Origin of the sequence: Vulcanococcus sp. DEBay_Sum22DG08_74 (assembly GCF_017852955.1) — a bacterium.
GTDB lineage: Bacteria > Cyanobacteriota > Cyanobacteriia > PCC-6307 > Cyanobiaceae > Vulcanococcus.
This window is the reverse complement of sequence record NZ_JAFMKL010000068.1, coordinates 1-9,126: the sequence shown is the minus strand read 5'-3', so window position 1 is coordinate 9,126 and position 9,126 is coordinate 1. Positions and strand designations below refer to the sequence as shown.

Sequence of the window (9,126 nt, the reverse complement as noted above, 5' to 3'; positions counted from 1 at the left end):
ACACTCAAGCCAACGGAGAGGCCCACCATCGCCATGCGGCCGTTCCAGATTTCAGCCTGAGGCGTAAAGCCGCGCTTCCACTGGTTCAGCTCCTCAGGAGCTGCTTCAACAACCTGGTCTGGGGTAGGGGCGGAGTCTGCAGTGGCCATCGCCTCTGCCTTCAAACTCCAAGCAGCCTACGGAAATCAGAAGGGCGCCTGGGGTTCATAAAGAACCGGAGCCTGCTCCAGGGGCAGCCTGGGCGTCACAGCCAGCTCAATCGAGCTTTGTGCGCCAGCACGGAAGCGCTGTTCAGCCGCCACACCGATCATTGCGGCGTTATCGGTGCAGTAGGCCAGAGGCGCTACCCGCCACTCGAGCGCAAGCGCCTGGCAACGCTCCTCCAGCCGCGCGCGCAAACGATGGTTTGCCGCCACTCCGCCCACCATGACGATGGTCTTCAGTCCCTGATCGCGGGCGCAGCGGGTCGTGCGCTCGACCAAGACGTCAGCGACCACCTGCTCAAAGCTCGCCGCCACATCCGCCAAGGGAAACGGCTCGCCGCCGGCGGCTTCCTCGGCCCGCAGTTGATTGACCAGCCGCAGAACCGCTGTCTTGAGACCGCTGAAGCTGAAGTCGTAGGGATGGAAGCCCCCCTCGGGCCGAGACACCCGGCCCTTGGGAAGGCTGAAACGCTTGGAATCGCCACTGGCGGCGGCGGCCTGAACGGCCGGGCCTCCCGGATAGCCCAACCCCAACAGACGGGCGACCTTGTCGAAGGCCTCACCGGCGGCGTCATCGCGACTGCGAGCAAGACGCGTGTAGTCACCGGGACCATCCACACGGATCATCTCGGTGTGCCCACCGCTGACCAGAAGCACCAAATAGGGTCCCGGCGGCAGGGGATCTCCCAGCTGGACCGAGCAGAGGTGCCCCTCCAGGTGATGGACCCCCAGAAACGGTTTTCCGTGAAGGCGGGCCAGGCTCCGCCCGGTCACCGATCCAATCAACAGCGCACCGACCAACCCCGGGGCCGCGGTCGCCGCGATGGCATCGAGCTCCTGGTAACTGACGCCGCTCTGCGCCATCACCTGTTCAATCAGATGGGGCAGCGCCTCCACATGGCGTCTGGAGGCGATTTCCGGAACGACGCCACCCCAACGGGCGTGCTCCTCCATTTGCGTTGCAACCGCGCTCGCGAGCACCGTTTGATTACACACAACGGCTGCGGCTGACTCGTCACAACTTGTTTCGAGGGCCAGCAGCGTGGGCATTAGGTCTGGAGAGCTCTCTTACTGTCCGTAAGTGACATCCTGCCGTGCAGCAGCTGGACCTGACGATGCGCCGCCTTTTTGCAGTTCTCATTTCTGCCCTGCTGATCTTCGGCTTCGCCCCCGTGGCGAAAGCTGATGTTGCAGGCCTGACCCCCTGCGCTGAAAGCGCACGCTTCCAATCCCGGGCCGCCGCCGCCTCCACCCCCCAGGCCAAGGCGCGCTTCGAGATGTACAGCCAGGCCTCCTGCGGCGCTGATGGCCTGCCCCACCTGATCGTGGATGGTCGCCTCAGCCACGCTGGTGACTTCATCATCCCCGGCATCGCCTTCCTCTACATCGCTGGTTGCATCGGCTGGGCCGGTCGCAACTACCTGATGGCCATCCGTGGCAGCAAGGACGCCGCCATGAAGGAAATCCAGATCGACCTGTCTCTGGCCTTCAAGAGCACCCTGGCCGCAGCCACTTGGCCCATCGCTGCCTTCGCTGAACTCAGCGGCGGCAAGCTGACCGAATCCGACGACAAGATCACCGTCTCCCCCCGCTGATCGCGGCGGGTTATCTCCACTCTTTCAACGTCATTCCGATGAAAAAGTTCCTGACCACCGCCCCGGTCTTCGCCGCGATCTGGTTCACCGTCACCGCTGGCATCCTGATCGAATTCAACCGCTTCTTCCCCGATCTCCTCTTCCACCCGATGTGATCGGCAGTTGCCATTGAAAAAGGCCCCAATCGGGGCCTTTTTTATTGCCCAGCGCCCCTAGCCAAGCCCCATCAACTGCTCCAGCTGCTGCAAGGCCTCCGTCAGATCGCCATTGACGATCACCGCGTCGAATTCGGACTCGGCCTGCAGCTCCACCCGGGCTCGCTCAAGCCGCCGAACAATGGCCTCCTCGCTATCGGTGCCCCGTCCGCGAATGCGGCGCTCAAGCTCCTCAAAGGAGGGGGGCTTGATGAAGATCTGGAAACCGCTGGGGAAGCTGCGGCGCACCTGACGCGCCCCTTCCAACTCGATCTCCAGCAGGACCGGCCGGCCCGCTTGAAGCTGAGCCTCCACGGGCTCACGGGGGGTGCCGTAGCAGTTACCGGCGAACTCGGCCCACTCGAGCAAGCCCCCTTGGGAGACCTTGGCGTCGAAATCAGCCCGGTTCAAAAAGAAGTAGCTCGTGCCCTCCACCTCGCCGCTGCGAGGGGAGCGGGTGGTCGCTGAAATCGAAAGCCAGATCTCGGGATGACGCTCCAGCAGGGCAGTCACCAAGGTCCCCTTGCCGACTCCACTGGGGCCCGTGATCAGAAACAACCGGCCGCTGGAGGAGGGCTCTTCCGCCATTGGGACTCAACCATGGCCCTGCAGAGTAAGAGTGCCTCCGCAGCGAATCGGCGCAGACCATGGCCGCCCAGTCCCTCCAGGCCATGGACCTCACCAGCCTTCGTGCGGTGTTGGCGGAACTGCGGCCGCAACTGGTGCCCAGCCGCTTTGAGAAAGCCCAACAGGCCGACGGGCAGACCCTTCACCTGGGGTTCCGCACGCTGGAGCGGCGGCTCTGGCTCGAGCTCAGCTGGCTGGCCGAAGCACCGCGCCTGCTGGAGATCCCGCCTCCCCCCAAGCAGGGGGATGGCAGCACCCTGGCGCAACAGCTCCAGCACGGACTGAGCGGGCTGGCGCTCACCGGCCTCCAACAAGACGGTTGGGAGCGGGTGGTGGAACTGGACTTCGCCACCAGGCCGGGGGAGCCGGCCCAGCGGAGCCTGGTCCTGGAGTTAATGGGCCGCCACAGCAATGTCTTCCTGCTGGATCAAGACCGCAGGGTCGTGGCCGTGGCCCGGCAGGTCCGCGATAACCAGTCCCGCCTAAGGCCGATCAGCACCGGCGATCTCTACAGCGCCCCACCGCCCATGGGCGGTCGCTGCCCCAGCCGCAGCGAGAGCTTTGAGCACTGGAAAAGCGAACTGCAACTGCTGCCGCTGCCGCTAAAACGCGCCCTACCCAGCGCCTATCAAGGCATCAGCCCAGCGCTCGCGCGCCAATTGGTCGCGGGACTCGGCGATGACCTACTCGATCAACCCGCACAGGGCCTCAGCCCGGTGACCTGGGACCAGCTCTGGCAGCGCTGGCAGCTCTGGCTCGAGGCCCTGGAGGAGGAACGTTTCGTATTCCGCCTGGAGGAGGGCGGGGGGTATTGCTGTTGGAGCAGCGAGCGCGCACCAGAGCAGCCAGACAGCCTCAACGCCCAGCTGGCGAGCTATCACCGCGATCGCTTGCAAGCCAGGGCCTTTCAACAGCGGCAGCAGGCCCTCAAGCAGCGGCTCGAGCGGGCCTTGGAGCGCGAACGGCAGCAACAGCAGCAACAGCAAGCGCTCCTGGATCAAGTCGGCAACAGCACTGGACTCCAGGAGCAGGCCGACGCCCTGCTCTGCCAAGCCAACCCCAGCCGAGACACGGTGAACGAGGCCCAGAAGCTCTACAAAAAAGCGCGGCGTCTGCGGCGCTCCGTGGCCGCCATCACCCCCCGACTGGCCCAGCACCAGCAGCAACTTGAGCAACTGGAGGCAAGCCTGACCTTCCTGGAGCTCATCCAGCTCGAGTGCCAATGGGACCCCGCCAACGGGCTCCTGCAACTGCAGGCCCTCGAAGAGGACAGCGAGAGGCTCTGGCAACGCCAACCCAGCAACCGCAAGGAACGCAGGCGAGCGCAGGGGGATCCCAGCCCCCTATCCGTCACCAGCCCAAGGGGTCTGACGATCCAAGTTGGCCGCAATCACCGCCAGAACGAATGGATCAGCCTCCAACAGGCCCGCAAGGGGGATCTCTGGTTCCACGCCCAGGAGTGCCCCGGTAGCCATGTGGTGCTGAAGAGTTCAGTCGCCCCTGCGGAGGACAGCGATCTGCAGGCGGCGGCCAGCCTGGCGGCCCACTTCAGCCGTGCCCGCGGCAATCGCCAGGTGGCGGTGGTCATGACCCCCTGTGAGCAGTTGCAGCGGATCCCGGGGGCGGGTCCAGGAACCGTCAGACACCGCGGTGGTGAAGTCCTCTGGGCCGACCCCGACGCCGCTGAGGCACTACTGCGCGGCAAACCCCTTAGCCTCAGTGGGGAGCAACAGTCATGAGCGATCAACCCCAGGGCCCTGACGGTCGCCCCGCTGGAGTCGCGCCGCCGCCTCCCATCAAGATTCCGGCCGCTGAAGTCCAAGAGGACTTCCCCTCCGAGGTGGAGATGACCCTCGTTGGGCACCTCGAGGAGTTGCGCAGCCGCGTCCTGCGCAGCCTGCTTGCGGTGGTCGTCGGCGCGGCCGCGTGTCTGCTGTTTGTCCGGCCGCTGGTGCGCCTGCTTGAGGTACCCGCCCACGGCATTCACTTCCTGCAGCTGGCACCGGGGGAATTCCTGCTGGTCTCTTTGAAAGTGGCGGGCTACGCCGGTCTCACCCTGGCCCTGCCCTACGTCCTCTACGAAGGCCTGGCCTTCGTCCTACCCGGCCTGACCCGCAGGGAACAAAAGCTCGTGGCTCCAGCGGTCGCGGGGTCCGCCGTGCTCTTTCTCGCGGGCCTGGCCTTTGCCTGGTGGGCCCTGGTTCCAGCCGCCCTGAACTTCCTCGTGAGTTACGGCGCGGATGTCGTTGAGCCGCTGTGGTCCATCGAGCGCTATCTGGACTTCGTGCTGCTGTTGATGGTGGCCACCGCTTTGGCCTTCCAACTACCCGTGCTGCAGATGCTGCTGGCGGCCCTGGGACTCGTGCGCTCAGAGTCCATGCTCTCGGCCTGGCGTTTTGTGGTGATGGCCTCCGCCCTGGCCGGGGCTGTGCTGACCCCCTCGACGGACCCGATCACGATGCTGCTGCTCAGTGGCGCCATCACGGCGCTCTACCTCGTCGGTGTTGGCCTGGCTCGGGTGGTCCAACGGCCGGCCTAGATCAGAGCAGGAACTCACTCGCCCGCCCCTCAGGAAGCTCCAGGGCCAGGTTCATCGCCTTACCCAGGCGGGGTTTGTCATTGGTGGTGGTGAGCCATTGGCGCACCTGTCCTGCCACACCAAGCCCATTGAGGGTGGCCACAAGCTCGTCGAGCTTGGCGGTGTACTGCTCGGCATCCAGGGGAAAGGATTGCTGCTCGAGGTACGCCCACATCACCTGCAAATAAAGGCGACCGCGCCGGGACGTCAGCTGTAGGTCGTAGGAGGCCTGCCAACGGCCCCGCAGGGTCTCAAGGATCTCCGCAGTGGCCAGGGGAGCGGCAGGTGACTCAGTCACAGCAAGGCAAAGCAAGACGCCCTCGCAACAGCATGTTGCAGGCTTCGGCCACCTGCCTGCAGTTCGGGCCCGTTGCGGGAACGACAAGGTCCATAATGGCCCCCACGTCGATGTGGCTGCAGGCCGCCCCGTATGACCCAAATCCCAGCGAGCGCCTCGAGCGGTGATGTCCCCGGAATGGGTCGCCGGCAGTTCATGAACCTGCTGACCTTCGGTTCGGTGACCGGAGTTGCCCTTGGCGCCCTCTACCCGGTGGCCAACTACTTCATCCCCCCGAAGGCCGCTGGCTCCGGCGGTGGTACGGCCGCCAAGGACGAGCTGGGTAACTCCGTCACCGCCAGTGGCTGGCTGAGCGACCACCGCGAGGGTGATCGCAACCTGGTGCAGGGCCTCAAGGGCGACCCCACCTACCTGATCGTCGAAGGCAGTGATGCCATCGGCAGCTACGGCATTAATGCCATCTGCACCCACCTGGGTTGCGTTGTGCCCTGGAACGCAGCGGCCAACAAGTTCATGTGCCCCTGCCACGGCTCGCAGTACGACAACACCGGCAAGGTGGTGCGCGGCCCTGCCCCCCTCTCCCTGGCCCTTGCACACGTCTCGGTCGAGAACGACAACGTGTTCCTGAGCCAGTGGACCGAAACTGATTTCCGCACCGGCGAGAAGCCCTGGTGGGTCTGATCTCCTCCCCAACCGTTTCCCTCTCGCCCCCACGCCCCATGCGTCGCTCCTTCTCCCTGCTGCTGAGTTCGGTTCTGGTTCTCGGCGCACTCTTCTTTGCTCCTCAGGCCAGCTGGGCTTATCCCTTCTGGGCACAGCAGCAGTACGACTACCCCCGGGAAGCCACCGGCAAGCTGGCCTGCGCCAACTGCCACCTGGCGAAGAAGCCCACCCACGTGGAACTGCCCCAAGCGGTCTTCCCCGATGAGGTCTTCAAAGTTGAAGTCGAGATCCCTTACGACACCAGCGTTCAGCAGGTGTCTGGCGATGGCTCTCCCACCGGCCTGAACGTGGGTGCTGTCGTGATGCTTCCCGACGGTTTCAAACTCGCTCCCGCTGATCGTCTGACCGACGAACTCAAGGAAGAGACCGAAGGCGTTTACGTCACCACCTGGGACGAAGAGAACCCCAACATCCTGTTGGTCGGTCCCCTGCCCGGCGATGACCACCAGAAGATCGTCTTCCCGATCCTCTCGCCTGACCCCGCTGCCGATAGCAACATCCACTTCGGCAAGTTCCAGCTGCACGTCGGCGGTAACCGCGGCCGCGGTCAGGTGTACCCCACCGGTGAGAAGAGCAACAACGGCGTCTTCAACGCTTCTGCTGCTGGCACCGTTGAAGCGATCAACGCCGGTGACGCCGGTGCCTCCGTTGTCGTCATCAAGACCGCCGACGGCAACAGCGTGAGCGACACCATCCCCGCTGGCCCCACCGTCACTGCCCAAGTGGGCGATGTGGTCGCCGCTGGTGCAGCCCTGACCAATGACCCCAACGTGGGTGGCTTCGGTCAACTGGATGCTGAGGTCGTTCTGCAGAACCCTGTGCGCATCTACGGCTTGCTGGCCTTCTTCGCCGCCGTGGCTCTTGCCCAGATCATGCTTGTTCTGAAGAAGAAGCAGTTCGAGAAGGTGCAGGCCGCCGAAGGCCTTTGATGCCCTTCGCTGTGTTCACCTCCCCTGGCCCCTTGCTGTTTCAGCTGGGGCCATTTTCTTTGCGTTGGTACGGGCTGCTCATCGCGATTGCGGTGCTCTGCGGACTCGCCCTGGCCACGCGCCTTGGCAAAGAGCGGGGCATCGATTCGACGCTGATCGCCGATCTGCTGCCGCTGCTGGTCCTGGCGGCCGTCGTTGGTGCCCGGATCTACTACGTCACCTTTGAGTGGCGTCAGTACCGCTTCAACTGGCTGGATGCACTGGCCATCTGGCGCGGCGGCATTGCCATCCACGGGGCCCTGATTGGTGGGACCTTGGCGGTGATCCTCTACAGCCGTTGGCGCAAGATCGCCTTCTGGAATCTGCTGGATGTCCTGCTTCCCTCGGTGGCACTGGGCCAGGCCATCGGGCGCTGGGGGAACTTTTTTAATTCCGAGGCCTTCGGTCTTCCCACGGACCTTCCCTGGAAGCTGACCATCCCGTTTTCGAACCGACCGGTTGAATTTCTCGATCAATCGACCTTTCACCCGACCTTTCTCTACGAGTCGATCTGGAACCTGGGCGTCCTGCTGCTGCTGCTCTGGCTGTTTCGGCGGGGGATGGAAGGGCGGATCGCACTGCCTGCTGGCGCCCTGAGCTGCGTCTATCTGATGAGTTACAGCTGCGGTCGCCTTTGGATTGAAGGACTGCGGATTGATCCGCTTTGTCTGATGGGGACACCGCCCTACTGCGCCGGTGGACTGCGCATGGCCCAGCTGATCAGCCTGGTCTTGATCGCGCTGGGTGGCTTGGGCCTCTACTGGCTCTATGGCCGCAAACGCCCCCTACCCGACCCCAGCGGAGTGAAGCCATGAGCACGACCACGGGAAAGGTCTGGATTGTTGGAGCGGGCCCAGGCGCTCCCGATCTGCTGACCCTGCGGGCAGCCAGAACGATTGAACAAGCGGAGGTCCTGATCTGGACCGATTCGCTGGTCAATCCTCAGCTGGCGGCAATGGCGCCCCAGGACTGCGAGCGGATCCGAACCAGCACCCTGACCTTGGAGGAGGTGATGCTGCTGATGCTCGATCGCGTCAAGCAGGGCAAGCGCGTGGTGCGCCTGCATGACGGAGACACTTGCCTCTACAGCGCCCTCAACGAACAGCTCTGCCGCTTGCTCGATGCCGATGTTGCCGTGGAGGTCGTCCCCGGACTCAGTGCTTATCAGGCCACTGCCGCCCGCCTGAACAGCGAGCTCACCATTCCTGGACTGGTGCAGACGATTGTGCTTGGCCGGGCTGGGGGGCGAACCGGCGTGCCAGAGAGCGAGTCCCTGGAGCGGCTGGCATCGCTCAAGGCCTCCCTCTGCCTGTACCTCAGTGCTCGGCACGTCGAGGAGGTGCAGCGTGAACTGCTGCTGCACTATCCAGCGGACACCCCTGTGGCCATTGGCTATCGCGTCAGCTGGCCCGATGAGTGGATCAGCGTTGTCCCCCTGAAGGACATCGATCGGGTCAGCCGCGAGCGCGAGCTGATCCGCACGACCCTCTACGTGGTGAGCCCCGCCCTCGCGGCACCTGGGGGCCCCCGCTCCAAGCTCTATTCAGCGAGCCACAATCACCTCTTCCGCGGCGGCGCTGAGTAGGCCCGCCGCGCGGCCATGATCTAAGCTCTGACTGCGCGAGCGATGAGCGCACGCGGGCGATTAGCACAGCGGTAGCGCACTTCCTTCACACGGAAGGGGTCACTGGTTCGAATCCAGTATCGCCCACTTGTTTGAACTCCCTGGCCGGGCGCAGCAGACTGCGTCCGGCTTTTTTGTGTCTCGCGGCACATGGCCATAAGCCGGGCTGATCACTTCCATCACCAGCCGGCATCGGAAGCGGGCACGGCGAGCGTGAGCAGCGCTTAAAGTTTCATTGCTGGATATGTCCAGCTCTTCATAAACCGCCAGGCGTTCGCGCACGGCACTTCTTTCCCGTACTCATGACGACCACCCT

The 9,126-nt window shown here is 64.3% G+C and carries 12 protein-coding genes and 1 tRNA gene; 9 read left to right on the top strand and 4 right to left on the bottom strand.

Features of this window, described 5'->3' with window-relative positions:
• Together QZ184_RS08140 and tsaD are read right to left on the bottom strand one after the other, a co-directional pair.
• On the bottom strand, window positions 1–149 hold a 149-nt coding region (locus tag QZ184_RS08140; RefSeq protein ID WP_296418983.1), incomplete at its 3' end, for a high light inducible protein.
• A 36-nt stretch (window positions 150–185) separates the two neighbouring features.
• On the bottom strand, window positions 186–1,253 hold the full coding sequence (gene tsaD, locus QZ184_RS08135; protein WP_296418981.1) for a tRNA (adenosine(37)-N6)-threonylcarbamoyltransferase complex transferase subunit TsaD: 1,068 nt from the start codon (window positions 1,251–1,253) through the stop codon (window positions 186–188).
• A 65-nt stretch (window positions 1,254–1,318) separates the two neighbouring features.
• Here tsaD and QZ184_RS08130 point away from each other — a divergent pair, with 65 nt between their 5' ends.
• Window positions 1,319–1,798: a photosystem I reaction center subunit III gene (locus tag QZ184_RS08130; protein ID WP_010317975.1), complete on the top strand. Its 480-nt coding sequence runs from the start codon at window positions 1,319–1,321 to the stop codon at window positions 1,796–1,798.
• Window positions 1,799–1,836: 38 nt separating this feature from the next.
• Window positions 1,837–1,953, top strand: a complete 117-nt coding sequence (psaJ, locus tag QZ184_RS08125; RefSeq protein ID WP_010317976.1) for a photosystem I reaction center subunit IX — start codon at window positions 1,837–1,839, stop codon at window positions 1,951–1,953.
• 57 nt (window positions 1,954–2,010) lie between these two features.
• Here the strand turns inward: psaJ and gmk are convergent, their stop codons facing one another.
• The gene (gene gmk / locus QZ184_RS08120; RefSeq protein ID WP_247479224.1) at window positions 2,011–2,580 is read right to left on the bottom strand and encodes a guanylate kinase; all 570 of its coding nucleotides are present in this window, start codon (window positions 2,578–2,580) and stop codon (window positions 2,011–2,013) included.
• Between the two features lie 59 nt (window positions 2,581–2,639).
• On the opposite strand from gmk, the gene QZ184_RS08115 reads away from it, so the two are divergent.
• Both QZ184_RS08115 and tatC read left to right on the top strand, forming a co-directional pair.
• Window positions 2,640–4,358, top strand: coding sequence for an NFACT RNA binding domain-containing protein (locus QZ184_RS08115; protein ID WP_296418977.1), 1,719 nt, complete (start codon window positions 2,640–2,642; stop codon window positions 4,356–4,358).
• Window positions 4,355–5,158, top strand: a complete 804-nt coding sequence (gene tatC, locus QZ184_RS08110; RefSeq protein ID WP_247479227.1) for a twin-arginine translocase subunit TatC — start codon at window positions 4,355–4,357, stop codon at window positions 5,156–5,158. The genes QZ184_RS08115 and tatC overlap by 4 nt, the downstream gene beginning before the upstream one ends.
• A 1-nt stretch (window position 5,159) precedes the next feature.
• On the opposite strand, the gene QZ184_RS08105 is transcribed toward tatC, so the two are convergent.
• Entirely contained in the window at window positions 5,160–5,495 is a 336-nt protein-coding gene (locus QZ184_RS08105; protein ID WP_247479229.1) for a DUF3067 family protein, read from the bottom strand.
• A 132-nt stretch (window positions 5,496–5,627) separates the two neighbouring features.
• Between QZ184_RS08105 and petC the strand changes: the two genes are divergently transcribed.
• The 5 genes from petC (at window position 5,628) to QZ184_RS08080 (ending at window position 8,897) form a co-directional block, all read left to right on the top strand.
• Window positions 5,628–6,176 (top strand): cytochrome b6-f complex iron-sulfur subunit, encoded by a 549-nt coding sequence (gene petC / locus QZ184_RS08100; RefSeq protein WP_010317981.1) that lies wholly within the window; start codon window positions 5,628–5,630, stop codon window positions 6,174–6,176.
• A gap of 38 nt (window positions 6,177–6,214) precedes the next feature.
• Window positions 6,215–7,147 carry a cytochrome f gene (gene petA, locus QZ184_RS08095; protein ID WP_247479742.1) on the top strand — a complete coding sequence of 311 codons (933 nt, stop codon included), beginning with the start codon at window positions 6,215–6,217 and terminating at the stop codon, window positions 7,145–7,147.
• A gap of 11 nt (window positions 7,148–7,158) precedes the next feature.
• The gene (gene lgt, locus QZ184_RS08090; RefSeq protein ID WP_296416035.1) at window positions 7,159–8,001 is read left to right on the top strand and encodes a prolipoprotein diacylglyceryl transferase; all 843 of its coding nucleotides are present in this window, start codon (window positions 7,159–7,161) and stop codon (window positions 7,999–8,001) included.
• Window positions 7,998–8,771, top strand: coding sequence for a precorrin-4 C(11)-methyltransferase (cobM, locus tag QZ184_RS08085; RefSeq protein ID WP_247479231.1), 774 nt, complete (start codon window positions 7,998–8,000; stop codon window positions 8,769–8,771). The genes lgt and cobM overlap by 4 nt, the downstream gene beginning before the upstream one ends.
• Window positions 8,772–8,825: 54 nt before the next feature.
• A tRNA-Val gene (locus QZ184_RS08080) sits at window positions 8,826–8,897 on the top strand.
• Window positions 8,898–9,126: the final 229 nt, after the last annotated feature.

What these genes read in the sequence shown, in the direction of transcription:
- tsaD (WP_296418981.1), bottom strand. Translation starts at nt 1,253, where the DNA reads ATGCCCACGCTGCTGGCCCTCGAAACAAGTTGTGACGAGTCAGCCGCA.
- QZ184_RS08130 (WP_010317975.1), top strand. Translation starts at nt 1,319, where the DNA reads ATGCGCCGCCTTTTTGCAGTTCTCATTTCTGCCCTGCTGATCTTCGGC.
- psaJ (WP_010317976.1), top strand. Translation starts at nt 1,837, where the DNA reads ATGAAAAAGTTCCTGACCACCGCCCCGGTCTTCGCCGCGATCTGGTTC.
- gmk (WP_247479224.1), bottom strand. Translation starts at nt 2,580, where the DNA reads ATGGCGGAAGAGCCCTCCTCCAGCGGCCGGTTGTTTCTGATCACGGGC.
- QZ184_RS08115 (WP_296418977.1), top strand. Translation starts at nt 2,640, where the DNA reads ATGGCCGCCCAGTCCCTCCAGGCCATGGACCTCACCAGCCTTCGTGCG.
- tatC (WP_247479227.1), top strand. Translation starts at nt 4,355, where the DNA reads ATGAGCGATCAACCCCAGGGCCCTGACGGTCGCCCCGCTGGAGTCGCG.
- petC (WP_010317981.1), top strand. Translation starts at nt 5,628, where the DNA reads ATGACCCAAATCCCAGCGAGCGCCTCGAGCGGTGATGTCCCCGGAATG.
- petA (WP_247479742.1), top strand. Translation starts at nt 6,215, where the DNA reads ATGCGTCGCTCCTTCTCCCTGCTGCTGAGTTCGGTTCTGGTTCTCGGC.
- cobM (WP_247479231.1), top strand. Translation starts at nt 7,998, where the DNA reads ATGAGCACGACCACGGGAAAGGTCTGGATTGTTGGAGCGGGCCCAGGC.